Annotated in this window: 17 protein-coding genes; 13 read left to right on the forward strand and 4 right to left on the reverse strand. The window is 33.3% G+C overall.

The window, feature by feature from the left end; genetic code table 11:
* Nucleotides 1–205 precede the first annotated feature (205 nt).
* Together Q0P94_RS07685 and Q0P94_RS07690 are read left to right on the forward strand one after the other, a co-directional pair.
* Nucleotides 206–412, forward strand: a complete 207-nt coding sequence (locus Q0P94_RS07685) for a molybdopterin-binding protein (protein ID WP_295115350.1) — start codon at nucleotides 206–208, stop codon at nucleotides 410–412.
* A gap of 46 nt (nucleotides 413–458) precedes the next feature.
* Complete coding sequence (locus Q0P94_RS07690) at nucleotides 459–665, forward strand: molybdopterin-binding protein (protein WP_295115353.1); 207 nt, start codon at nucleotides 459–461, stop codon at nucleotides 663–665.
* 102 nt (nucleotides 666–767) lie between these two features.
* Here the strand turns inward: Q0P94_RS07690 and Q0P94_RS07695 are convergent, their stop codons facing one another.
* The 3 genes from Q0P94_RS07695 to Q0P94_RS07705 are packed head-to-tail and all read right to left on the reverse strand — an operon-like array spanning nucleotide 768 to nucleotide 2,507.
* Nucleotides 768–1,205, reverse strand: coding sequence for a molybdenum cofactor biosynthesis protein MoaE (locus Q0P94_RS07695; protein WP_295115355.1), 438 nt, complete (start codon nucleotides 1,203–1,205; stop codon nucleotides 768–770).
* A 48-nt stretch (nucleotides 1,206–1,253) separates the two neighbouring features.
* Nucleotides 1,254–1,787, reverse strand: a complete 534-nt coding sequence (locus Q0P94_RS07700) for a nicotinamide-nucleotide adenylyltransferase (protein ID WP_295115357.1) — start codon at nucleotides 1,785–1,787, stop codon at nucleotides 1,254–1,256.
* A gap of 12 nt (nucleotides 1,788–1,799) precedes the next feature.
* Nucleotides 1,800–2,507 carry a hypothetical protein gene (locus Q0P94_RS07705; protein WP_295115359.1) on the reverse strand — a complete coding sequence of 236 codons (708 nt, stop codon included), beginning with the start codon at nucleotides 2,505–2,507 and terminating at the stop codon, nucleotides 1,800–1,802.
* 127 nt (nucleotides 2,508–2,634) lie between these two features.
* Here Q0P94_RS07705 and Q0P94_RS07710 point away from each other — a divergent pair, with 127 nt between their 5' ends.
* Both Q0P94_RS07710 and Q0P94_RS07715 read left to right on the forward strand, forming a co-directional pair.
* Entirely contained in the window at nucleotides 2,635–3,309 is a 675-nt protein-coding gene (locus Q0P94_RS07710; protein WP_295115361.1) for a hypothetical protein, read from the forward strand.
* Between the two features lies 1 nt (nucleotide 3,310).
* A complete protein-coding gene (locus Q0P94_RS07715; RefSeq protein WP_295115363.1) occupies nucleotides 3,311–3,841 on the forward strand; it encodes a DUF367 family protein in 531 nt (176 codons plus the stop codon).
* A 77-nt stretch (nucleotides 3,842–3,918) separates the two neighbouring features.
* Here Q0P94_RS07715 and Q0P94_RS07720 read toward each other — a convergent pair whose 3' ends face one another.
* On the reverse strand, nucleotides 3,919–4,551 hold the full coding sequence (locus Q0P94_RS07720; protein ID WP_295115365.1) for a YqhA family protein: 633 nt from the start codon (nucleotides 4,549–4,551) through the stop codon (nucleotides 3,919–3,921).
* A gap of 116 nt (nucleotides 4,552–4,667) precedes the next feature.
* On the opposite strand from Q0P94_RS07720, the gene Q0P94_RS07725 reads away from it, so the two are divergent.
* From Q0P94_RS07725 to Q0P94_RS07765, 9 genes are all read left to right on the forward strand, one after another.
* Entirely contained in the window at nucleotides 4,668–10,115 is a 5,448-nt protein-coding gene (locus Q0P94_RS07725; RefSeq protein WP_295115367.1) for a right-handed parallel beta-helix repeat-containing protein, read from the forward strand.
* Between the two features lie 166 nt (nucleotides 10,116–10,281).
* Nucleotides 10,282–10,497: a hypothetical protein gene (locus Q0P94_RS07730; RefSeq protein WP_295115368.1), complete on the forward strand. Its 216-nt coding sequence runs from the start codon at nucleotides 10,282–10,284 to the stop codon at nucleotides 10,495–10,497.
* A gap of 152 nt (nucleotides 10,498–10,649) precedes the next feature.
* Entirely contained in the window at nucleotides 10,650–10,979 is a 330-nt protein-coding gene (locus tag Q0P94_RS07735) for a hypothetical protein (protein ID WP_295115370.1), read from the forward strand.
* Nucleotides 10,976–11,407 carry a hypothetical protein gene (locus tag Q0P94_RS07740; RefSeq protein ID WP_295115372.1) on the forward strand — a complete coding sequence of 144 codons (432 nt, stop codon included), beginning with the start codon at nucleotides 10,976–10,978 and terminating at the stop codon, nucleotides 11,405–11,407. The genes Q0P94_RS07735 and Q0P94_RS07740 overlap by 4 nt, the downstream gene beginning before the upstream one ends.
* A 142-nt stretch (nucleotides 11,408–11,549) precedes the next feature.
* Complete coding sequence (locus Q0P94_RS07745; RefSeq protein ID WP_295115373.1) at nucleotides 11,550–20,159, forward strand: hypothetical protein; 8,610 nt, start codon at nucleotides 11,550–11,552, stop codon at nucleotides 20,157–20,159.
* A 566-nt stretch (nucleotides 20,160–20,725) separates the two neighbouring features.
* Nucleotides 20,726–21,613 carry a toll/interleukin-1 receptor domain-containing protein gene (locus tag Q0P94_RS07750; RefSeq protein ID WP_295115375.1) on the forward strand — a complete coding sequence of 296 codons (888 nt, stop codon included), beginning with the start codon at nucleotides 20,726–20,728 and terminating at the stop codon, nucleotides 21,611–21,613.
* A gap of 14 nt (nucleotides 21,614–21,627) precedes the next feature.
* A complete protein-coding gene (locus Q0P94_RS07755) occupies nucleotides 21,628–22,500 on the forward strand; it encodes a toll/interleukin-1 receptor domain-containing protein (protein WP_295115377.1) in 873 nt (290 codons plus the stop codon).
* A 19-nt stretch (nucleotides 22,501–22,519) separates the two neighbouring features.
* Nucleotides 22,520–23,251 carry a hypothetical protein gene (locus Q0P94_RS07760; protein WP_295115379.1) on the forward strand — a complete coding sequence of 244 codons (732 nt, stop codon included), beginning with the start codon at nucleotides 22,520–22,522 and terminating at the stop codon, nucleotides 23,249–23,251.
* A gap of 49 nt (nucleotides 23,252–23,300) precedes the next feature.
* Nucleotides 23,301–25,559, forward strand: coding sequence for a RyR domain-containing protein (locus Q0P94_RS07765; protein WP_295115381.1), 2,259 nt, complete (start codon nucleotides 23,301–23,303; stop codon nucleotides 25,557–25,559).
* Nucleotides 25,560–25,755 lie beyond the last annotated feature (196 nt).

Below are 25,755 nucleotides of genomic sequence, written 5' to 3' on the forward strand. Positions count from 1 at the left end.
TTTTTATTAATATATCTCATATTATTCTAATTTACTTTAAATAATGTTTTTTAATTATTTTATTTTCTATAATTTTTTATATATATGTCGATATGAACTATTTTCTGTAATCGATTTTAAAAACCTTTTTTCATAGAAAAAACGAAACATTTATATACAATTCGATACAATCTTTAATTGTCAAAAACATATGGATGTGAAAATTATGCAATTAAGTGCAAGAAATCAATTAACTGGAAAAGTAACAAATATCGAAAAAGGAACCGTTATGGCAAATATTAAAATCGAAGTAAGTGAACCTAATGTTATTACTGCTATTATTACTAAAGAGTCTGCTGAAAAATTAGGTTTAGCTGAAGGCGATGATGTTACTGCAATTATCAAATCAACTGAAGTAATTATTGGAAAATAGATTTGAGGTTATTTGTGTTTTTATAAAAAAATAAGGAGATGTAATTATGGAGTTAAGTGCTAGAAATCAATTAAAAGGTAAAATTACTGGTGTTGAAAAAGGAACCGTTATGGCAAATATTAAAATCGAAGTAAGTGAACCTAATGTTATTACTGCTATTATTACTAAAGAGTCTGCTGAAAAATTAGGTTTAGCTGAAGGCGATGATGTTACTGCAATTATCAAATCAACTGAAGTAATTATTGGAAAATAAGTTTGGATCAGGCGGGATTAAAATCCCGTTAATCCTAATTATAATAAAAATTGTTATTCTGCTTTTTTAATAATTAAAAATAAAATCCGTAATCGGATTAATTTATCCTCCTGCAAGGATTGTTTTTGTACCCTCTTCGGAAATTTCTTCTTTTTTGAATTCAACATCGTATTTTACAGTTTCAATAACTTCTTTTAAAGCGTCGAGAGTTTCTCCTCTGTGTGCACCTAAAACTGCAACTAAAAATAACATGTCGCCAGTGTAGAATTCTCCGATGTAGTGAACAACTGAAATCTCATGGACATTATATTTGATTTTAGCGTTTTCAACGATTTTTTCAATTTCGGATTTTGTCTTTTCCTTATCTGGAGTTGTAAGAATGAGTTTTTTCAAGTTCATATTTTCTTCTTTTCCACGTACAATTCCTTCAAATGTGAAAATTGCACCGGAATAATCAATTTTTGTACTTTTTTTCAATTCAGCAATCAAATCTGCTGTTGTGACTTTGTCTTCTTTTGCTTCGATTACACGTACAACCATTTTATCTCTCCATTTGATAATATATTTTCATAATATAAATAACTATTGTTATATATCACTGACCTCTTTTACGGATAGGTTTTTAAGTCTTTCCACGCCGTTTACCTCTAAAATCAAATTGGCTGTTGCCTTCGGAACTAGTTCCTGCCAGTTTTCATCTTCCAGAATCCTGCGCCTTACTTCTGTTCCGGATAAATGCAGTCTGTCATAAAGAGGAGGTTGTCTTACTTCAAAGCCCTCTTCATTAAATAACTGTTTCACTAATGGATTTCCTGAGTAAACTATTGAAAAGGGCGGAGTCATCATTTTGACATGGGACGGCCAGATGGCATTGAAATTGATGTCTTCCATAGGTATGATATAATACCTTTTGGGATCTATGTCCATTTCAGCCAATGCCTGGCTCATCATCACAATTCTTTCACCTGCGGTAAATGGATCTTTCAGCTCATGGCTCAGTTGAGCGCTGCCTATTCCGATAATGATTTCATCCACCTCTTCAAGAATCTTGTTTATAACTTGAATATGTCCGTTGTGGACTGGTTGCATTCTTCCGATTAAAATTCCACGAATGTTATTCATAATAATCACTCATTAAGGTTGTAATTTATCTAAACTGTTTATGAGATTTATAGCAGTTTGGTGCTTTTGTGTTTGTGAATCTGTAATTGAAGTTTCCATGAGTGCTGTTGGAATGCCTTTTTTAGCAATCGGTTTTGTTACTCTTTCAGGACTTGTTCCTTCACTGAATTCATAATCAACTAAATTGACATCTTTGGATAATGTTGAAATGTATGAATTAATTTTGGCTGTTCTATTTGATAGAGGGAATATGAAATTGGAATACTCATAATCCGGATTTATCTCATGAACATCAATAACGAAGAACGGTTTGTCCTTTGCAATGTTGTTGACGACAAACTTGTTTGCCAATATTTCTCCTGCAGGTCTTGTGTCATCACGTGATGTCAAATTGTCCTTGACGGTAACGTAATATATTACAAATTTTTTGGTAAGGTTCTTGTCGTTGCTGTGGGTAATGTTATAGACTGTCTTATTGATTGCTTCATGTATTTCATGTTCTCTTGGATGTACTCCTAAGATAACGCCCACGGTATCATTTGATGAGACATTTCCTGCTACAATTTTATACACTGTTCCATTTACATTGTGCCCAACTTCCGTAACATTATAAAAGTTATCCGCATCCTGTTGATTGGAAGTGAGGACAATTGCAAGATTAAATATTACAATTGTTATTAAAACAAGTAATAACAGTTGATATTGCAGTTTCTTGTTCATATTTTGACCTAATAATTATTTTTAATATTATTTTTTATTTTTTTTAATAAAAATACTTTTTTAGTAAACCAAACTTTATAAAATAGAATTTATAAAAAATACTAATATAAGTTATGGAGTTAACATAATGGAAAAGAAAAATATAATTTTAATTGCCATAGTGGCTATAGCGATAATTGCCGTTGCAGCAGCTATATTTACCACTATGGGTGGTGGATCTAATACAACTATTGTGGGAGAAACTTCCAAGTTCTCCAATTCATTCATGGAAGGTTCTTTTTCAGGAAAAACTAAATTGGTCAACAACTCATCAGAATTCATGCAATCTTATGAGGACAGCAAACACAAGATTACATACAATATTTCAACTGTTGACAATTCAACTGCACTGATGGACATTTATTACCTTCAGGGTGTTATGAATCCTGAAAAACGTACTTTAAATGGCAATGATTGGAACATATACTTCTCACAGGCAATTGAAGGAAACAATACCAACAAGACATTGAACATTGTAATCTGTCAATGCCAAAAAGAAAAACAGGGTTATTTAATCTATATGATAATAGATTCCAAAACTGACCTAAACATATCTGCGTTCAACACATTCGGTGAAGTATATAAGGGTTATGTTGAGCCGCTGCTTAAAAGTGTCACATTGAAGGAAAGCAAAAACGTTCCTTCCATCAATGATGAATTCGGACTTACTGCAGATGAATTTGCACAGCAAATGGAACTTGTAAGACAGTACAAGGCAGGTAATACCTCAGCATTGAATTCTGCTTCACAAGAGGCACAATAAAATGAAAATTACAGTTTTTCATGCAGATGAATGTGACAGGAAAAAATGCACTTCCATCAAAATGGAGAAAATGGGCAAATGCAGGTTGGTTTATAACATCAACAAGATACCCTCAGGTGCAATAGTTCTAAATCCATATGCTGAAAAAGCTGTATCATATGAGGACTACAGATATGTCCACAGAAGAGGAGTTGTAGGGCTTGACTGTTCATGGAACGAGGTTTCAAGCTCTAAAAAATTCTTCTCTCTTTCAAAGTATCACAGGTCTCTTCCGTTTCTGGTGGCAACAAATCCTGTCAATTACGGAAAGCCATGCATTTTGTCAACCGTTGAGGCCATATCAGCTACATTGTACATCACCCGCTTCAAGGATGAGGCTCGGGATTTGATGGATGGCTTTAAATGGGGTCATACTTTTTTGGAACTGAATCATGACTTGCTTGAGGCTTACAGTGAAGCTGACAGCAGCGCCGAAGTCGTTAAAGTTCAAAATGAATTTTTAGCTGAAAAAGGTATTAATTCAGAGGAATAATCCTCTATTCTATTTTTTTTTATTAATTTAATTTACAATTTAAAAAATAAAAATATTAGGTAGATTAAATTTACAAATTAAAAATCATTTTCAAGCTCTGAAAATTGATCCTTGTTTTTCATTTCATGCCTTTTTTCGGACAGTATCTCCATTCCTGCAAATACCAGACCTGTTGCAACAAATGTTAAATGAAGGGCAATTCTCCAAAATTCCATATTGGGGTCAATTCTTGATGTTGCATTCAAAAAGTCCTGCAGCAGTTCTATAAGGGATATTGCAACAACAGAACCGATAATTTTAAGCTTAAGTCCTGAAAAGTCCAGCCTACCCATCCAGGATGGGCGGTCGATATGTGAGTCAGCCACATCAATTTTTGATATGAAATTTTCATATCCTGAAAATGCAACAATCAAAACCAGATTGGCTACCAGAGTCAAATCCAGCAGTTCCAAAACCTGAACTATCCATTCATTGTCTGTCAGTGTGCCCATAATTGAAATGAAACGGGCCACATCCCCCACAAACTTAATGAGTATTAAGATAAGCACCACAATCAGCAGGATATACATTGGTGAGAGAACCCATCTGCTTGCATATAACAGTTTTTCGGTATTGTCCTCGAGTGAATGTCTAAAGTCTTTTAGTGAAATTGTAATCACCTGCATATTAGTTGTTGAATTAATGTTTTGAAGTGTTGCTATTTTAATCATTCGATATGAGTTTCTTAATGAAAGCTTTTGCTTTATACGACTTATATTACATATTCAATAAAAATAATTTCATATTTAACGAATAAAATTTTTTTATTTTCAATTTTATAGGAGGAATGAGGATTTTTAATAAAAAACATGTATTTGTTCTGATATTGTTGATGTTATGTATTTTTACTGTAACGTCTGTCAGTGCAAGTGATTTGAATGCTACTGATGTAGGTCTTATTGAAGATATGTCTGATAATATTTTAAATGATGAAACTACAAAATTAACTTCTGTTGAGGAATCTGATGAAGTTTTAGTATTGGATAATCAGTCTAATACTCTATCAGCTACATACTATCCAACAAGCGTTTCACAGTTAAAATCAGATATTTCAAGTGCAAATGCAGGAGATACAATTGTATTAAGTGGAACATATAAAATTCATGATTATACTATAAGTAAAGAGTTGACATTTATAGGAACCAACGGTGCAACATTCGATGGTGAAGATAATAGAATTTTTGGAATTGAAAATTCAATCGTTACATTTAAAAATATCACTTTCAAAAATGGATATGGTAGATATGGGGGCACTATAGATGCTTACAGTGGCCAAGTTATTTTTGATAACTGTAAATTTTTAAAGTCTTATGCAGCTTATCGCGGTGGAACATTATTTATTAGCGGCACTGCATATTGTAAAATTACAAATTCATATTTTACAAATAGTAAAGTTGGAGATGGCTCTGGTGGAGCAATTTGTATAGAAAATTCTGGTGAAATAATCAATTGTACTATTGAAGGATGTTCAGCCACAGAAGGTAATGGGGGTGCAATAGTATCTAGAGGTGCAAATAATATAAAAATAATTGATTCAACAGTTATAAATTGTCGCGCCATCTATGGTGGTGCAATTCGTATCCAAGGCAATTCAAGAGAGTTATTAATTGATAATTGTACTTTCAAAAATAATGTTGCATCTCAAGACGGAGGGGCTATTTCACGTTATGAAAGTAGTTCTGTGGATATTATCAACTCCAATTTTGAAGGAAATTCTGCTCCATGGGGTGGTGCAGTCTATCTAAAATATACGGATGGAACAATTTCAAACTGTACTTTTAAAAATAATCATGCATCTTCTGATAGTGGTGCAGTTAGTGGAGGTGTTTTAACAGATTGTACTTTCATTGGAAATACTGCTGACGATTGTGGTGGTGCTGGCGCATGGGGCAGTTATTATAATTGCAATTTCATTAATAATTCTGCGAAAAATTTTGGGGGTGCAATTAAAAATGGGAAATCCATTGAAAATTGTACTTTTATTAATAATGCCGCAAGGATGGGCGGTTCAATTAGGTTTGATTCTCAGCAATCAAATGTAGTGATTAAAAATTGTGATTTTATTAAATCTTCTGCTAATAATGGTGGTGCAATTTATATTGGGGAAGGATTTAACAATATTAAAATTTTAAATTCTACTTTTAAAAGTTGCACTTCCTCAGAAGGATCTAGTGCTGTTGATATATTTAAGTCTAATAATATTGTAATTAACAATTCTAAATTTGAGGATTGTTCAGGTAAATCTTCTCCAGTAGGATTTTATGGCACTGTTAATGATGTTGAAATTAATGGTTGTGAGTTTTATAATACCTCCTCTAAAGAACTGGGTGGTGGTGCAATTTGCTCTAATGGTGGAAATTATCTAAAAATTAAAGACATTTACTTTGAAAAGTGTCAAGCTCATACTTATGGTGGAGCTATGGACATTTATGGGGTTAAAGATGTAAACATTATTGACTGTGATTTTTATGAATGTTTTACCGTTGTCAATGATGGAGGTGCTATTTCATCTGATTCTTGTAGTAATATAAATATCTTAGGTTGTGACTTCGATTCATGTAAATCAAATGGATTTGGCGGTTCTGTAAGGGTAGTCAATACTGGAAACTTATTAACTATTTCAGATTGTAATTTTTCAGATTCTTATTCAAATATGGAAGGTGGGTCAGTTTATTCCAAGAATGTTCCAAATGTAATTATTGATAACTGTGATTTTTTAAATTCATCTTCAAATCTCACAGGAGGTTCAGTATGTATTTTAACTACAACTAATGCCAATTTGAATGATTTGTATTTCAAGGATAGTGATTCTGGAAATTTTGCAGGTTCACTTTATATTAATGATGTGACTAACTTTAATTTATCCAATAGTGAGTTTATAAATTCTCATGCAAAAATGACTGGTGGTGCAATTCATGTTAATCCTGCAACTAATTTAAATATTTCAGACTGTTTATTTGATAGCTGTTCTGCAGAATTATATGGTAATTCATTAGATATTGGATTTACAAAAAACACAATAATTAAAAATTCAAATTTCACAAATTCAAATTATAATGGTCAAGAAGCAATTACATTCCCTGGCTCTGAAAAATATGAAATATTGGATTCAATTTTTGATGTAACTCCAAAAGAGGTAATTTGTCATTATAATACAATATTGTCTGCTGATGACTTTTCCATAGTAAATGGTGAACAGTGTACTATTCGAGCTACTCTGTCAAATGTAGCAGGTCCTCTTTCAAATAAACAGGTTACATTTAGTGTAAACGGTAACAGTTATAGTAGAACTACCTCTTCCGATGGTATTGTTAGCTTTAATGCTAAGGAGTATATTGGCGGTTTAGGCAGTCATGAGGTTATTGTTAGCTATGCAGGGGATTCTATTAACAGTGAGGTTTCAAAAACAATCAACGTTAAGGTGAATATGTATAGAGCCACTTTGACTGTTACTCCGTATGGTAAGTATTATGGTGATAAGTCTTTGTCATTTAAAGTTGTTGGTTCTGATAATAAGGTTAAAAGTTATGTTCCGATTCATGTGGATATTTATTTGAACGGTAATTTGTATCAGTCTGCTGATATTTCAACAGATCCCAATGGTATGGTTACTTATTCCATGTCTTCATTTGAACCGGGCAATTATTCAGTTAAGGCTTATGTAACTACTCAAAATGTTGATGTTAATACTGTTGAAATGGATAATATTGTGATTTCTAAGATTTCAGGTGTTATTGAGCTTTCCACTTCCAATAATAATAAGACTTTGAATATTAAGTTGGTTAATCCGGTCAATGGTGATGTTTACGGCAGCATTCCGGTTAAGTTGCAGTTCAATCCGAATGGTTATGAGACAGCTGTTACTACTGATTCAAGTGGTTGTGTGAGTGTGCCTTTGATGTTTGGTCTGGGTACTTATGGTGTTGTGGCTAGTGTTGATTCCAGTGGTTTTAAGGAATTTCCAATTGCAGAATTGCAAAATATTGTGATTTCCACTGCGGGTAAGGATGATTCTGTTGTCAAATTCAATAATGCCATTGTATTTGATTATTTGAAATCCGGTTCCACCACTTTAACTTTAGAGGGATGTACTGTGATTCGTGAGAAGGTTAGTGTTGATGGTCATCCTGAAGCTTCTATTGTTGTAAGCGGCAATAAGATTACTGTTTCTGGTCTTGCTGCGGGCAGTTACACTTTGCGTGTCGTATCCACTCCTGATGAATATCACAATTCAGTTACAAGAACTGTTGGAATTACAGTAAATAAGGTGGATTCTTCAATTACTATTGCAAAGCCTGTTTCATTCAGCTATGGTGATTCTGGTTCAACCAATGTTAATGTCAATGGTGGAAGTGTTGATTTTAATGGTGTTAGTGTTGATGGTCATCCTGAAGCTTTCATAGGTGTTGTAAACAATGCAATCACTGTTTCCAATTTGCCTGTGGGCAGTTATACTTTAAGAATTACTTCCACTCCGGATTCCAATCATAAGGCAGTGACAAAAACTACTACAATCACTGTCAGTAAGGTTGATTCCAAAATCAGTTTCGATAAGGCAATATCTTTTGTTTATGGCAAATCCGGTTCTGCTGCTTTGACTTTAACCGGTTGTGGCATCGTTCGTGAGGGTATCAGTGTTGATGGCCATCCTGAAGCCATAATTGATGTCAATAATAATGTTGTTACTGTTTCCAATTTGTCTGTTGGCGGTTATACTTTAAGAATCACTTCAGTTCCTGATTCCAACCACAATGCGGTTACCGACACTATTGTGGTTACTGTTAGCAAAGCTGATTCTGATGTCAAATTTTCAAAAGCTATTAATTATGATTATGGTGGTTCTGGTTCCACTAATTTGATATTAACTGGTTGCAGCGTTACTTTGGGAAACATTAAGGTTGACAATCATCCTGAGGCGGTTATACGTATTAATGGTAATGTTGTAAGTGTTTCCAATTTGGCTGTGGGCAGTTATACTTTAAGAGTTACTTCCACTCCTGATTCCAATCACAATGCCGTAACTCGCACTGTTGGTGTCACTGTAAATAAGGCCAGCTCAAAAGTAGGATTTTCCAATCCGATTGAATTTGATTATCTTGGTTCTGGCTCAACAACTTTGATTTTGGAGGGCTGTACTGTATCACTTTCCAATCTTAAAGTCATTGGTCATGATGAAGCTTTGATTAGTATTAACAGTAATAATGTTGTTAGCGTTTCTGGTTTGAATGCGGGAAATTATACATTGTCTGTTGAATCTACTCCTGATGAAAATCATAGGTCTTCTACTGCTACATTGTCTGTTACTGTAAATAAGCTTGATTCAGATCTTATTTTCATTGAGAATTCCATTTCATTTAAGTATTCCAAGTCAGGTTCCACTGCAATTGTTTTGGATAACTGTAAGGTTGCAAGTATGAGTATTGAAGGCAAGAGCGTTAAGCCTGTTCTTAAGGATAATGTAATCACTGTTTCAGGTTTAGCTGTTGGAAGGTATGTTTTAAAGGTCATTACTCAGCCTGTTAACAGCAATTATAATTCTGTTGTGAGGTCTATTCCTGTTGTTGTAATTAAGAATACTGCTAAAATTACTGTTAAAAAGCAGATTTTTGCTTATAAAAAAGCAGGTAACTGGGCTATCACTTTAAAAGATTCAAGCGGTAAGAGCATTTCCAAGGTTAAAGTCACTTTGAAGGTTTACACTGGCAAGAAATTTAAGCCTTATACATCTACTGCAACTAATTCCAATGGTGTTGCTTACTTTAATTTGATTAAATATTTATCTTTAGGCAATCACAAGGTTATTGTGAGTTTTTCACATGCGGGATATACTTGCAAGTCTGTTAGTTCTGTTATTTCTGTGGTTAAGCAGACTCCTTTGAAGTTTATTGTTACTCCTAAGACTACTGCTAAAGGTTTCAGTATTTCTATTGTTGTGAAGGATAAAACAGGTAAGAGGTATGTTAATGGTGTTAAAGTTAAGTTGACTATTGGTTCTGGTAAGAATATGAAGTCTATTGTTTTGGTTTCTGGTAATTATGGTAAGGGTAAAGGTGTTTGTGCTTATTCCACTAATATGTTGCCTGCTGGAACACATAAGGTTACTGTAACTTCTGCTGTTGTGAATTATGCTGGATCTGCAAGTTCTAAAGTGACTCTCAAGGCAAGTGCCAAAAAGTATGGTAACTGGTGGGAGAAAATTTCAAGTGGAAGAGCAACTTCAGCCGGATTAAAATAAAAGTGGCATATCTGCTTTTATTTTATCATTCTCTTTTTTTTTTAATGAAATCTTTTGCTTTATCTGATATTGATTATTCAATAGAAATAATATCTGTATTTAATGAATAAAATTTTTAGGAGTAATACTAATTTTCAATAAAAAATATGTATTTGCTCTGATATTGTTGGTGTTATGTGTTTTCGGCTTAACATCTGTCAGTGCAAGTGATTTAAACGAAACGGTGATTTCGCAAATTGATGATGGGGCAAGTTTGGAAGATGCTCCTAAGTTGAGTGTTGGTAAAAATAATGAACCTGAGATTTTAAGCGTTAACTATACTCCACAGAATTTCAGTGAAATTCAAACGGTGGTTGATAATGCCAGCGATGGGACATCATAACTATTGATGGATACAATTTATTTGAAGATACAATTGCAGTTAACAGTTCTTTAACATTTGTTGGAAAAAACAATGCTACAATCGATGGAAATAACAGTATAAAATTATTTGCAGTAAATGCGAAAGGTGTTGTATTTGAAAATATCACTTTCATGAATGGCATTGCATTTGAGGGCAGCGGCATATCCTGTGTGGACTGCAGTTTTATCAATAATTCTGTTGAAAAGATTGTTCCTGTTGCTGGTAAAGATACTGCCCAGATTACCGTTAAAAAGCAGACTTTTGCCTATAATAAAAATGGCAAGTGGGCAATTACTTTAAAGGATTCCACAGGTAAGGCAATTTCCAATGTGAAAGTCACTTTGAAGGTTTTCACTGGCAAGAAGTTTAAGACTTATAATTCCACCGCTACCAATTCCAATGGTGTGCTTACTTTAACAAGATTAATGAATTGGTATTGGGAAACCATAAGGTTGTTGTGAGCTTTTCAAATAAAAACTATAACTGTAAGGCTGTCAGCTCATCCATTAATGTAGTCAAACAGACTCAGGTTAAGATTAAGGTTATTTCCAGAACCACTTCTAAAGGATTTTCTGTTTCAGTCATGGTTAAGGATAAATCTGGCAAGAAGTTTGTCAATGGCGTTAAGGTTAAGATGACTGTTGGTTCAGGTAAAAACATAAAGACTGTTACATTGGTTTCCTGTAACTATGGTAATGGTAAAGGTGTTTGCGCTTATTCCACCAATATGATGCCTGCCGGAACTCACAAGGTTAGCGTGACCTCTGCTGATATTAAGTATGTGGGATCTGCTGCTTATAAGGTGACTCTCAAGGCAAGTGCCAAAAAGTATGGTTCTTGGTGGGAGAAAATCTCAAACGGAATCAACACATCCTATGGGTTGAAATAAAAGCGGTTAATTCTGCTTTTATTTTACCTCTCTCTTTTTTTTAATGAAAGCTTTTGATTTATATGACTTATATTAAATATTCAATAAAAATTATTCTATAGTAAACGAATAAAAATTTTTTATTTTCAATTTTATAGGAGGAATGAGAATTTTCAATAAAAGAAATGTATTTGTTCTGATATTGTTGATGTTATGTATTTTTACTGTAACGTCTGTCAGTGCAAGTGATTTGAATGCAACAAGCATTTCACAAATTGATGATGATTTGGTGAGCGTTGAGAAAATTAATCATGCTCAAGATGGATTGGGTAGTGAAGATGTTGAAGAATTAAGTACAAGTGTGTATTCTGAAGTTTTATGTTCTAATTTTACTCCTGCGAATTTTGAAGAACTTCAAACTGTTGTTTCTAGTTCTAAACAGGGAGATACTATTGTTTTAAGTGGAACATATGTGTTTAATAGTACTATCAGTGTAAATAAGCAATTGAATTTCATCGGTATTAATGATGCAATTGTTGATGGAAATAATAGTGTACGATTATTTACTGTATCAGCAAAGAGTGTTACTTTTAAAAATATTACTTTTAAAAATGGTAATGCAACTGAGTATGGTGGTGCTATCCATGGATCCTGTAACGCAGTGAATTGTAGTTTTGTTAATAATTCGGCTAGTCAAGGGGGTGCAATTAGTATGGTTTCTGCTGTGAATTGTAGTTTTGTTAATAATTCGGCTAGTCAAGGAGGTGCTATCCGTGCTGGTTCTGCTGTGAATTGTAGTTTTTCTGGTAATTCTGCTGGCGATGGGGGTGCTATTTATTTTTCTGGTGATGGTTCTGTTGTGAATTGTAGTTTTTTTAATAATTTGGCTAGTGGTTCTGGAGGTGCTATTTTCGTTAAAGGGATAGGTTCTGTTGTGAATTGTAGTTTTTTTAATAATTTGGCTAGTGGTATTGGAGGCGCTATTTATTTAAACTATCCTGGAACTTCTGTGGTGAATTGTAGTTTTGTTAATAATTCTGCAAAAGCAGCTGGTGCTTTTTACATTAAAGGAAGTGGTTCTATCGTGAATTGTAGTTTTTTTAGTAATTTTGCTACGGGTGGTTCTAGTGGAGCTATATATTGGGATTATTATCCTTCTTCTAGAAAGGATACTGGTATGATTAGAAATTCTGTTTTTGAAAGAAACAATGCTCAAGGTGCTGGAGGTGCGATAGATATTGCTAGAGTTGCAGTTAATTTGGATAATTGTCGTTTTATTAATAATTCTGCAAAAAATGGTGGGGCTGTGTATGAAATGTGGTCTGATTCATTATTTTTTAATTGTAGTTTTATTAATAATCATGCTTATAATAAATATGGTGGAATAAATGGATATCAAAATAACTTTAAAGTTGTAAATTGTAGTTTTGTTAATAATTCTGCAACCAGTAACAATGGTGTGATGGGTGCTGGTTCTGCTGTGAATTGTAGTTTTGTTAATAATTCTGCAGGAGGAGACTGTGGTGCGATGGGTGCTGGTTCTGCTGTGAATTGTACTTTTATTAATAATTCAGCTAATAGTTATGGTGCGATGGGTGGTGGTTCTGCTGTGAATTGTACTTTTATTAATAATTCAGCTAATAGAGGTGGCGCTATGGGTTCTGGTTCTGCTGTGAATTGTAGTTTTGTTAATAATTATGCTAGTAACTATGGTGGTGCGATTTATGGAATGATTTCAGCTTTAAATTGTAATTTTATAGGAAATAATGCAACTAATGGGGGAGTTATTTATTATAGCGCTAATATTTTTTCATCTTCTTTTGAAAATTGCAATTTTTTCAATAATTTTGCAAGTGATATGGGTATAATTTATTTTAGATCACCTTCGGGTAACTATGCGAATGGACGTAATTTATTAAATTGTACCTTTAAAAATAATGTTGCAAAATATGGGTCTGTTATCTACTACAACAAATGTTCAAATTTCACAATAGATAACTGTTATTTTATTAATTGCTCTTCTGTTAAAGGTACCTTATATTTCCAAGATGATAGAAATATGTCACTAAATAAATGTCATTTTATAAATTGTTCTTCAACTGAACAAGGAAGTGCAATCTATTGGAGTGCAGGGGATGATTTTACCATTACCAGATGCACATTTGAAAATGGTAGTTCGACTAATTATTTTGAATTTTACAATGGTGCAACGGATTATAATATTAAAAACTGTAAATTTGATATAGTTCCAACTAATGTTTTATATCATAATGAGTATGATTTAAAGGTTAATGACCTATTCATCTCTAAAGAAGAAGATGCTATTTTAAAGGTTTACTTGTTGGATGATGATGTGCCTATTGCTAATAAGTACATTAAGTTTACAATTAATGGCAATCATGTTACAAATAAAACTAATTCGAATGGAATAGCCGAATTAAATGTTAAAAATTTCTTATCTGAATCAGGCAATTATATTGTAAATGTTTCTTTTGATGGGGATGACTTTAGCATACCTATTTCAGTTAACGCTAGTGTTTTTATTAAATATGATTCTGTTTTAAATGTTAATGATTCATTTTTCATTAAAGGAAGTGAATGTATTTTAATCATTAATTTGTCTGATAGTCGTGGTGGATTATCTGGTAAAAGAATTACTGTTTTCGCCAACAATAAAACATATGAATGTACAACAGATTCTAGTGGATTAATAGAGTTAAATATTGAAAATGCATTAACTGATGTTGGTGAATATTTGGTTAATGTAAAATTTGAAGGAGATGAATTTAACGTGCCAATTTCAAAAAATATTAGTGCTATCATAAGATATATGCCTATTTTGGAAGTTAATAATTTATCATTTGTTTTAGATGAAAATACCATGTTAACGGTTAAATTATCCAATAGTCAAGATTTATCTGATAAAAATATTACATTTGTAATTGGTGGCAGAAATTATTCTGCAAAAACAGATTTCAATGGTGTGGCTAGTTTTCCTATTTCAGATTATTTATCTGATTACGGTGATTATATTATTGAGGTAAATTTTGAAGGTGATGATTCAAACTATCCTGTTTCAGATTATGTGTCAGTTCATGTACTTAGATGCTTCGGTAATTTAACTATTGCTCAAGTTGGTAAATATTATAATGATACTAATTTAACATTTAAACTAATTAATTCAAAAACTAATCAGCCTATTGTTGATGCTCCTGTTACAATTATATTAGAAAATAACACTTCTAAAATACTATTCACAGATTCAAATGGTATGGTGAATTATGAAGTTAAATTACCTCCAGGCAGATATAATGTTAGTGCAAGTGTTTCAATGCCTCATGTTGAAGTAAACACTGTTGAATCAAATTTTGTTATTTCTAGTTATGTTGGAAGTATAGTAATTTCCCAAGCTGAAGATTGCAGACTTTTAAATCTCAAATTATTCAATCCTTCAACTGGTGATGTGTTTAAAGATTTCACCATAACACTTCACTTTGAAGAGAATAATAAATATGTTGATGTGAGAACTAATGAGGAGGGGCTTGCTAACTATTCAATACCGTTTACTCCCGGAAATTATTCCGTTGAAGCTTATGTTGATGGGGAATATACGGAATTCAGCACTGCTAGATTAAACAATATTATCATTAACAACAATATCAATTCACTTGTTTCTTTTGTTCCAGAAGTACTTACATTTAATTATTTGGATAGTGGAAAAATAGGAGTATATCTTCAAGGATGTTCTGTTCAACTGGAAAATATTGCTGTTATTAATCATCCAGAAGCGATTATTTCTTTAAATAGTGTTTCTTCAACTAGTGCTGAAATTACTGTTTCCAATTTAACTGCCGGAATCTATACTTTGCAAGTCATATCTACTCCAAATACAAATTATAATTCTGTAACTCGCTCAACTAACATTGTTGTAAATAAAATTGATTCAGGTCTTGTTTTAAGCCCTGTATCTTTTGATTATGGTAAATCTGGTTATGTGGAGTTCAATGTTGATGGTGGTCAGGTTATTCGTGATAATGTTAGAGTTTTAAATCATCCTGAAGCGGTAATTGACATTTATAATGATGAGATTAGTGTTTCTGGTTTGAATGCTGGTGAGTATATTTTAGAAGTTACTTCAACTCCTGATGATAACCATAATGCAGTTACTACAAACACAACAATAATCGTTAACAAGATAGATTCCAGTCTTGTTTTGAGCCCAATATCTTTTAATTATGGTCAAACTGGTTCATCAAATGTTGAAGTAATTGGGGGTTCTGTTTCACGCAATAATGTGGGAGTCTTAAATCATCCTGAAGCGGTAATTGACATTTATAATGATGAGATTAGTGTTTCTGGTTTGGATGCGGGTAATTATACTTTGCAAGTTACTACAACTCCTGATGATAATCATAAAGCCGTTACTGAAACTACTTCAATTACAGTTGGTAAGGTTGATTCTAGTTTAAATATTACAAAAGCAATTGTTTTTGATTATGGTAGTTCTGATTCAACCAGTATTGAGTTTAGTGGTTGCAGTATTAATTCAAATAACATTAAAATTTTAAATCATCCTGAGGCCACTGTTGTCTTCAGCGGCAAAGTCATTAGTGTTTCTGGTTTGGATGCTGGTAGTTATACTTTGCAGGTTACTACAACCCCTGATAATAATCATAAATCAGTTACCAAGACTATAGGCGTAACTGTTAATGAAATTGCATCAGATGTTATATTTGTAAATCAGCCATTATCATTTGATTATGGTGGTTCAGATTCTACAGCTTTGGTTCTCACTGGATGTAGTGTTGATTTAAATAATATAAAAGTTATTGGTGCTCAAGCTAATATTGCTCTTAAAAACAATGAAATTACTGTTTCTGGTTTGGATGCTGGTAGTTATACTTTGCAGGTTACCACAACTCCGAACAAAAATTATAAATCAGTAACTAAAACAATTAACGTTATTGTTAATAAAATTGATTCAACTATTGGCTTTAGTGAAACTGGATTGGTATTTGACCAAGGAGATTCTGCTTCAGTTAAAATTACTGTTGGTGGAGGCAGTGTTGGTAAAATTGGAGTAGATAACCATCCTGAAGCTATTATTGCAAATAACGGTGATGAATTTACAATTTCCAATTTGAATTATGGTAGTTATATGTTGACTGTAGTTTCAAATCCGGATAAAAATCATAATGCCATTTCTAAATCTTTAGATATTACTGTTAATAAGATGCTTTCAAATGTTAACTTTGGTGGAGATATTGTCTTTGATTATGGTGGTTCTGGTTCTACATGGATTAAGGTAATTGGTGGTGGTGTTTCACCGTCTGATATTAGTATTGTTGGTCACAGTGAAGCAGATATTACCATGACCTCTAATAATATCATCTTCGTATCAAATTTGAATGTTGGGGTTTACACTTTAAAAGTCATTACCACTCCTGATGAAAATCACAGATCTGTTGAGGCAACCGTTCCGGTTATTGTAAATAAGGCTAATTCAACTGTTGAGTTTAATGATATTTCATTTGACTATGGCTCATCTGGTTCTACAAGTGTTAGTGTAGATGGTGGTAAATTATTGCTTTCTGATATTAGTGTTATTGATCAGAGTGATGCTAAAATTACTTACAACGGCAAATCTATTACCGTTAGTGATTTGGATGCCGGTAGCTACACTTTACAGGTTACCACAACTCCGGATAGCAACCATAATGCTGTAAATGCTACAGTTAATGTTTATGTCAATAAAGTTGATTCAGTACTTGTTTTAAGTGATGATATTGTCTTTGATTATGGTGATTCTGGTTCTACTGTAATCACTGCTGGTGGAGATGATGTTTCACTTTCAGACATTAGTGTTGTCGGTGAGGAGAATGCTAAAATCAGTTTAAATAACTATAAGATTACTGTTTCAAATTTGGATGCAGGTAGATACACCTTGCGTGTCACCACATCTCCTGATAAGAATCATAATCCTATTACACGCAATGTTGATATTGTTGTAAATAAGGTCGATTCTGTTATTGGTCTTACTAATGCAGTAATATTTGATTATGGTGGTTTTGGTTCTACAAATGTAACTGTAATTGGTGGGGATGTTAAATATTCTGGAATTAGTGTTGATGATTATGATAATGCCAAAATCAGTTTGAATGGTCGCGAGATTACTGTTTCCAATTTGGATGCTGGTACATACATTTTACGAGTTGTAACCTCTCCTGACAAGAATCATAATTCAGTAACAGGTACAACTTCAGTCATTGTTAATAAAATTGATAGTGAACTGTCATTTAAAAATAATGTCAGTTTTAATTATGGAAGTTCCGGTTCAACTGGTGTGATAATGAGTGGATGTAGTGTTGAAAGAAGTGGAGTTAGTGTCATCAATCACAATGAGGCTGTTATAAGTGTTGTTGGGGATAATATTACCGTTTCCAATTTGGCTGCTGGTAATTACACTTTGCGTGTTGTTTCAACTCCGGACCGCAATCATAAAGCAGTAACCAAAACAGCTGAAATTACTGTTGCAAAATCCGATTCAAGTGTTGGGTTTACTAATGATATATCATTTGATTATGGTTCTTCAGGCACCACTACTCTGATTTTGGATGGATGCAGTGTTGATGTCAATGACATTAAGGTTGTTGGCTTCGATGCTTTGATTGAGATTAATGACAATAATATGGTTACCGTTTCTGGCTTGGATGTTGGCTTTTATAATTTAAGTGTCACATCTACTCCTGATTCAAATCATAAATCCGTTACCCGATTCGTTGGTGTGACTGTCAAAAAAGTTGATTCAAGTGTTGAATTTGATAAAAAAGAATTGTCATTTGTCTATGGTGGTTCTGGTTCTGTTGGTGTTAATGTTATTGACGGCAGTCTTTCTAAGGACAATATTCATGTTTTAAATCATCCTGAGGCTAAAATTCAGTTAAACGGCAATGTTGTAACTGTTTCTGGTTTGAATGCGAATACTTATACATTAACTGTAACTTCAATCGGTGACAAGAATCATAATGATTTTACAAACAGCATTGATGTTATTGTCACTAAAGCCAGCTCCTCTATAAACTTTACAAATGATGTGGTATTTGATTATGGAGGTTCTGGTTCTGTTGGTGTTAATGTAGCTGGAGGTACTATTTCTGAAGGTAATATTCGTGTTTTAAATCATGGTGAAGCTGAAATTCATTTAAAAGATGGTTCTATTATTGTTTCTGGTTTGGATGTGGGCAAGTATACATTAAGCGTTACCTCTTCTCCTGATTCCAACCATGTGGCTGTAACTAAAACTGTCGGAATTACTGTGAACAGAGTTGATTCTTCTATTGATTTTGACAGTAATCTGATTTCATATGATTATGGTGGTTCAGGGTCTGTTGGTGTTAATGTTGTTGGTGGCAGTATTTCCATTAGTGGTGTCATTATTGTTGGATCTGAAGTTAAACCGACATATAAAGATAATAAGATTGCAGTTTCCGGTTTGGATGTTGGTGATTACACTTTAAAAGTTACTACAACCCCTGACAGCAATCATAATTCTGTTTCAGGAACTATCAATGTAAGTGTTAGCAAGTCCAAATCTAAAATTGATTATACTGGGGACATTGTATTTGATTATGAATCTGTTGGAACTACTACTTTGATTTTGGATGGATGTACAGTTAAGGAGTCAGACTGTTATGTTGAGGGTCATTCTGAAGCTGTTGTTAAGATTAATGATAAGAATGTTATTTCTGTATCCAAGTTGACTGTGGGCAAATACACTTTGCATCTTTCATCCATTCCGGATAAAAACCATGAGCCTGTTAATGCAACTATAAATATTGTGGTAAATAAAATTGATTCAAAAGTAAGTTTCAGTAAGAACGCCATTTCCTTTAAGTATGCCAAATCTGGATCTGTTGTTTTAACCTTGGAAGGTTGCAGCGTTAAACTGGAAGATATTAGTGTTGTTGGTCAGAAAGCTAAGATTACTTTAAAAGACAATACTGTTGGTGTTTCCAATTTGGCTGTAGGCACTTATACTTTAAAAGTAACCACCACTCCTGATAATGTTCACAATTCCGTTGATGGTGAAATTAAGATTACTGTTACTAAAAACACTGCAAAAATTAAGGTTAATAAGCAGACATTTGCCTATAAGAAGGCCGGCAAGTGGGCTATCACTTTAAAAGATTCAAGCGGTAAGAGCATTTCCAAGGTTAAAGTCACTTTGAAGGTTTACACTGGCAAGAAATTTAAGCCTTATACATCTACTGCAACTAATTCCAATGGTGTTGCTTACTTTAATTTGATTAAATATTTATCTTTAGGCAATCACAAGGTTATTGTGAGTTTTTCACATGCGGGATATACTTGCAAGTCTGTTAGTTCTGTTATTTCTGTGGTTAAGCAGACTCCTTTGAAGTTTATTGTTACTCCTAAGACTACTGCTAAAGGTTTCAGTATTTCTATTGTTGTGAAGGATAAAACAGGTAAGAGGTATGTTAATGGTGTTAAAGTTAAGTTGACTATTGGTTCTGGTAAGAATATGAAGTCTATTGTTTTGGTTTCTGGTAATTATGGTAAGGGTAAAGGTGTTTGTGCTTATTCCACTAATATGTTGCCTGCTGGAACACATAAGGTTACTGTAACTTCTGCTGTTGTGAATTATGCTGGATCTGCAAGTTCTAAAGTGACTCTCAAGGCAAGTGCCAAAAAGTATGGTAACTGGTGGGAGAAAATTTCAAGTGGAAGAGCAACTTCAGCCGGATTAAAATAAAAGCATTAAATATTTTGCTTTTATTTTTCTTTTCTTTTTTTAGTGCGACAAGCAATTTTCTTTTAAATTTTGTTATATGAACTCATTATTTATTTTTTTGAGAGTTTTATGTCAGTACAACTATTAATATGTTGTTAATCCTGTTAGGAGAGTTATATGGCAACTCATATGATAAATCTTTTGATGAATCTTTTGAGAAAACAACGTTCAAATCTGTTTTAGGTGTTTATATGGTTAGAATTTGATGGGTATTTGCTTTAGGTAAATAATATGCTTGAGCGGCTTGTCGAAAACTGACAGGGCCGTTCAAAAGAGAGAAAGAGTGAGTAATCACTCCGACTTATCTGACAACTATTCTTAATGAAAGCTTTTGCTTTACATGACTTAAATTTAATGTATTATATAAAATATAATATTTACGAATATTTTTACTTAAATTTTTTAAGTAGTCAAATATTTCTGTGCTTTGTTCAATAAGTTCATGTTACATGTTAAATATTAATAAAACATATTTATCATGTTATATTTAATTATTGGATGGAATTTAAAAGAGTTAAGGTGAATTCATGAACAAGGATATTTTTATTAGTTATTCGTCTTCAGACCAGGAAATTGCAGAAGGAATCTGTAGTCATTTTGAAAAAAATGGTCTTTCATGCTGGATTGCTCCTAGAAATGTTCGGCCCGGTGAAAATTATGCTGAAGAAATCATGCTAGGTTTGGAAAATGCAAAAATCGTAGTTTTGGTATTTTCAAAAAATTCCCAGTCATCTAAATATGTAACTAAAGAAATTCAAAAAGCTTATATTAACAACAAGGAAATTTTACCGGTTAATATAGATGATTCGTTGCCCAAAGATAAAATGAAAACTTTTTTAAGAAATAAACAATGGCTGAATGCATTTCCAAATCCTGAAGATTCATATGATGTAATGGTAATGGGGGCCCGCCGTTTAATTGAAGGAAAACGTCCTGACAGAGGTTTTGTCCCAATGCATAGTGATGAAGAAAAGGGCGGTTTTTTCGACAATCATAAGTATCATGTAATTGCAATTGTAGCAATTATTCTGATAGCTGTTGTTGGTTTTGTTGCATTTAACGGAACGAGTATGAATTCTAACGGTACAAACTCTTCTCAATCGTTGGTTTCCATTGATTACATACAGATGGATGATGACACCGGTAAAGGTTATTCTTGGAAATATTCTTATTTTGTATTCGGATCAATATCTTCAAACGTAAGTGATTCATCTAATATTGTTCACATAGACTTTTTGGATGAATCCGGAAAAGTTGTAATGAGTAATGAAACAAAGGTGGGCGACATCAATGATAATACTTTAGGCATATACTATGGTGACAAAAATACTGCATCTAAAGTTTCATTGGAAGTACGTGACAGTTCAGGTAAGGTATTGGCTAATGCAGAAAGCAATAATTTTGTTGTTCAGTAAGGGGTGATTTGTTAATGAGTCAGGATGTATATATTTGTTATGATGTCAATGATCAGGAAGTTGCAAGCAGGATTTGTAATGTTTTGGAAAAAAACGAACTGTCCTGTTGGATTAAAAGCCGTGATGTAGGTGCAAATGATATTATAGAGGCGAGTGATAATGCGATTGAAAATTCTCATGTAATGATTTTAATTTATTCCAAATATTCAAAAGATTCCAATATTGTCAATACAGAAGCCGACCTTGCATTCGGCAGTGATGTGCCGGTTCTGATTTATAAAATTGACGATACTGAATTTGGGGGAGGATTTCCATTTTTCATCGATGACAATCGGGTAATTGATGCTCATGAAAATGTCGAATCAAAATTTGATGAGCTGATTTCTATCCTTTCAGTTTTGGTTAAACAGCAAAAAGACAAGAAAAGAAGTTTATCTTACATTATAAAAAAACATAAAAAGCCAATTGTTATTGCTATTGCATTGATTGTTGTGGTTATTGCAGGCATTTTTGCTTATATGAATTTTGTTCAACATGCAGAAGATGAAAACACGGTACCTCTAAATCCTGGGGATGTAAAGATTAACGTAACTGATTTTCATGTAGATGATGTGCGTAAAAAAGGATACTCCTGGAATTATTCATATTTTGTAGGTGGAATAATTTCTCCAGAGCCTGTTGGAAAGTATGTTGTCTCATGTGATTTCTATGACAAGACAGGTAACCTGGTAAATACTACTGAAACCGAAATCTCAGATATTCAGAGGGTCAATGACGGTTATCTGTTAGGTTCTGATGTTTCGGGCACAAAAGACATTACAAGAGTTGAAGTAAACCTGCTTGATGCTAAAAATAGGGTAATAGCTCAAGGTGAAGCTGAGCTTTGAATTTTTGAGTGGTGTTAAAATGGATATTAAAAAAATAATTCTAATTGTAGCTATTGTTGTGGTGGCTATTGCTGTTATTGGAGGTTATTCTTTATTTAGCACTCCAACTGTAGACATGAATCAGACTACTATAGTATTGAGTAAGTCTGCATACATGAATGTTCCAATTCAGGACAATGCCTCATCCAATGCAGATAAGGACGGTATTTTCCATTATGTGGATAAGGAAAATGGCATTAACATTACCAGCTGTAATTCAAATATATCAAAAAAATCAAGTATATCTAAAATGATTGCTCTTAAGAATTCAACAGAATATAACTCTAAGAAAATCAAGGAGGACAATGTTGTCGTGTATGAAAAGAATGGTACCTATTCCATATTTGTTAAAAACATTGAGTATAATAACACTATCATGCTGCAGTCTACAAGTAAGAATCTTCTGATGGCATGCTGGAACAGCCTCAAGTTCCATAATCCTACAGATAAGTTTAAGTTTGATAACACTACCAGTGGTTCTAATGTGGTCAATGCGGTGGAACAAACCCAGAGTGTTGTTGGAGATGTAAGTTCATCCTATTCAAGTCCGTCCACTTCTGATTCATCATCTTCATCTTCATCAGATTCATATTATTCAACAGATAGTTCATATACTACTGGTGGTGACAGTTGGAGTTATGGAGGATATGGATCAAGCAGCAGTGGCGGTTCCTCCAGCAGTGATAAAGGATATACAAGTTATGTCTTTTAAATGATTGGTTAAAAAAATTATTTAAATTAATAATAACAGAGGTTTAATTATGAGTGAAAGTAATTTGCGTCAATACATTAATGAATTTTTCGATGAATTGGTTCTATATGATGACTATCATAACAATCACTATTATAAAATGTTATTGAAGGCAGGAATTGATGTTTTCTTGGATAACGAAAACTCATACAATGCTTATGAAATCTATAGAACTTTTTTCATGATTTATCAAATTTCAACAGAAAACAAGTCAGACGAATCCAATAGTGAGAAAATCAGTCTTGTTGGGGAACCAAATACTCTTTTGGATTTGGTTAAAATAATGAAAAAATACGAAGAAAACACAGGAGACCTAATAGAAAAACAAAGAGATCATTTTATTCACTCTGTTAATGTTTTCCTTTTGGGTTTGGCAATCTATTCCCAAAATAAAAGTTACAGGGATAAGTTTAAAGACTATATTCTCAAAAGCCCTTATGAAAAGTTCTACAAGATTGACGGGGAGTTTTCCCATGAGGAATTTTTATACCGCTGGGGTGTAGCTGCACTTTTCCATGATATAGGATATCCTGTTGAAATCATTGGTAAACAGTTGAAGAAATTTTTAAACGATGGAATCAAATCAATTTCCAGTAGCTATGATGCTGACACTGCAATTGACTTCAAGGACTTTAATGAGTTCAACACTATCGTTAAAATAGAGCCGGACTTTGCAGATAGCTATACTTCCGTCTATCCGGAGGCTAAATTTTTGAATTTATTTAAACCAACAGACATTATGGCTCATAAGATTGCAACAGACTTTAAAAGCGTTGACGTCAATGATGTGGTAAAGCATTTGGACTCTTTTGTTGACATAATGGGTGAGAGCGGATTTATCGACCATGGATTTTTCTCATCTATACTGGTAATGAACTCCTACGGGTATCTGATTCAGAAATATGCGAAAAATCATGACTTTTTCTTCTATCCCATTGTGGACAGTGCAACAGCCATCTTACTGCATAACTACTATAGGAACGTTTTGCAGAAAAGTCCATTTGAGTTAAAATCATTGCATCCTTCACAATCTCCGTTGGCATTCCTTCTGATATTATGTGATGAACTTCAGGAATGGAACAGACAGCCTTTCGGTGTTAAGGATAAGAAAAGAAGCCATGTCAACGAATTGCTTTTAGATATTGACGATAGGGGAATGGATGTTGAATACATAGTAAAGGAAGGTTCAATGGGACTTGGATTTTCCGAAGATAAGGAAGAACTTCTTAAGAATGTATTGTCCTTAAGAAGCATTTTTAAATTTGGACTTAGAATAATCACTGATGTTGAACAGGACAATATTTTAAAGGAAATTGTCCATGAGGAATCTCAGGCTCCGGACATCTTGATTAGAAATGTCGAAAGAATTGCAGTTCAGATTCATCGGCAGTATGTTGAAACTACTCAAAAGCAGCATGATGAAATGATTGCCAATGGTGAAGAGCCTGATGAGGGGTTCATGAAAAAATACAACGGTCTGTGTTCATTTGAGGAACTGACTCCTCAGCTTAAGATTGCAAATATCAGGCAAGCAAGGTCTATTCCAGGAAAACTTGACATTATAGGATGTGAAATTGCACTTGCTGAAGATGAAAGGGAAGCTATTTTGGAATTTTCCGAAGATGAGGTTTTGGATTTGGCCATTTATGAGCATAAGGAATGGTGTGATGAAAAAATTGGAACAGGTTGGACTTTTGGTGAAAATAAAGATCTGAATAATCTTGTAACTCCATATTTGGTTCCATGGGATGATTTGACACCTGATATTCAACAATATGATATAGATCCTGTAAAGAATATTCCTCATCTTATGGAATCACTCGGATTGAAGGTTGTAAGAACCAAAAAGAGGCTTTTAACATTTGAGATGCATAAGTTTTACATGGAATCCCATGAAGATTCGCAGCAATTCGATGATTTGCCTGATTACATCAAATATTCCAACTATAAGCAAACAGATTTCCTGGTTAAAATTTTATCCGAACTTGGCTATGATGTGGTCGATGTCGAAAGCACAGGAAAACCTATCTCCGGTTTTGATGAGGATTCCATCGACTATTTGGCTCAAAGGGAACATAATGCATGGTACAAACTCAAGGTTAACTTGGGCTGGAAATATGATTCAGTTAAGGATTATGATGCGAAAACCAATCCGAATCTGGTTGACTGGACCCTGCTCGATTATGAAACTCAGGAGTATAATAAAAACACTTTCAGAAATCTTCCTAAATTGTGTGAAAATGTTGGCTTAAAAATTGTTAAGATTTAATTAACAATTTTTTTATTATTTTAGGGGTTTTAACTAAACCTTTAAATACTATTAAGTTAATATAATTTATTAATAGTTATGAAAACTGAAAATTGTTTTTTATTTCATAACCTTTTATTATTATTGATTTTCATGATTATAAGGAGGAGTTATTAATGGCAAGATTTGAAGAAGCAGAAAACAGAATGTTCAATGT

Source organism: uncultured Methanobrevibacter sp., assembly GCF_946184425.1.
In the GTDB taxonomy this organism is placed as follows: domain Archaea; phylum Methanobacteriota; class Methanobacteria; order Methanobacteriales; family Methanobacteriaceae; genus Methanocatella.

What these genes read in the sequence shown, in the direction of transcription:
- Q0P94_RS07685 (WP_295115350.1), top strand. Translation starts at nt 206, where the DNA reads ATGCAATTAAGTGCAAGAAATCAATTAACTGGAAAAGTAACAAATATC.
- Q0P94_RS07690 (WP_295115353.1), top strand. Translation starts at nt 459, where the DNA reads ATGGAGTTAAGTGCTAGAAATCAATTAAAAGGTAAAATTACTGGTGTT.
- Q0P94_RS07695 (WP_295115355.1), bottom strand. Translation starts at nt 1,205, where the DNA reads ATGGTTGTACGTGTAATCGAAGCAAAAGAAGACAAAGTCACAACAGCA.
- Q0P94_RS07700 (WP_295115357.1), bottom strand. Translation starts at nt 1,787, where the DNA reads ATGAATAACATTCGTGGAATTTTAATCGGAAGAATGCAACCAGTCCAC.
- Q0P94_RS07705 (WP_295115359.1), bottom strand. Translation starts at nt 2,507, where the DNA reads ATGAACAAGAAACTGCAATATCAACTGTTATTACTTGTTTTAATAACA.
- Q0P94_RS07710 (WP_295115361.1), top strand. Translation starts at nt 2,635, where the DNA reads ATGGAAAAGAAAAATATAATTTTAATTGCCATAGTGGCTATAGCGATA.
- Q0P94_RS07715 (WP_295115363.1), top strand. Translation starts at nt 3,311, where the DNA reads ATGAAAATTACAGTTTTTCATGCAGATGAATGTGACAGGAAAAAATGC.
- Q0P94_RS07720 (WP_295115365.1), bottom strand. Translation starts at nt 4,551, where the DNA reads ATGATTAAAATAGCAACACTTCAAAACATTAATTCAACAACTAATATG.
- Q0P94_RS07725 (WP_295115367.1), top strand. Translation starts at nt 4,668, where the DNA reads ATGAGGATTTTTAATAAAAAACATGTATTTGTTCTGATATTGTTGATG.
- Q0P94_RS07735 (WP_295115370.1), top strand. Translation starts at nt 10,650, where the DNA reads ATGAATGGCATTGCATTTGAGGGCAGCGGCATATCCTGTGTGGACTGC.
- Q0P94_RS07745 (WP_295115373.1), top strand. Translation starts at nt 11,550, where the DNA reads ATGAGAATTTTCAATAAAAGAAATGTATTTGTTCTGATATTGTTGATG.
- Q0P94_RS07750 (WP_295115375.1), top strand. Translation starts at nt 20,726, where the DNA reads ATGAACAAGGATATTTTTATTAGTTATTCGTCTTCAGACCAGGAAATT.
- Q0P94_RS07755 (WP_295115377.1), top strand. Translation starts at nt 21,628, where the DNA reads ATGAGTCAGGATGTATATATTTGTTATGATGTCAATGATCAGGAAGTT.
- Q0P94_RS07760 (WP_295115379.1), top strand. Translation starts at nt 22,520, where the DNA reads ATGGATATTAAAAAAATAATTCTAATTGTAGCTATTGTTGTGGTGGCT.
- Q0P94_RS07765 (WP_295115381.1), top strand. Translation starts at nt 23,301, where the DNA reads ATGAGTGAAAGTAATTTGCGTCAATACATTAATGAATTTTTCGATGAA.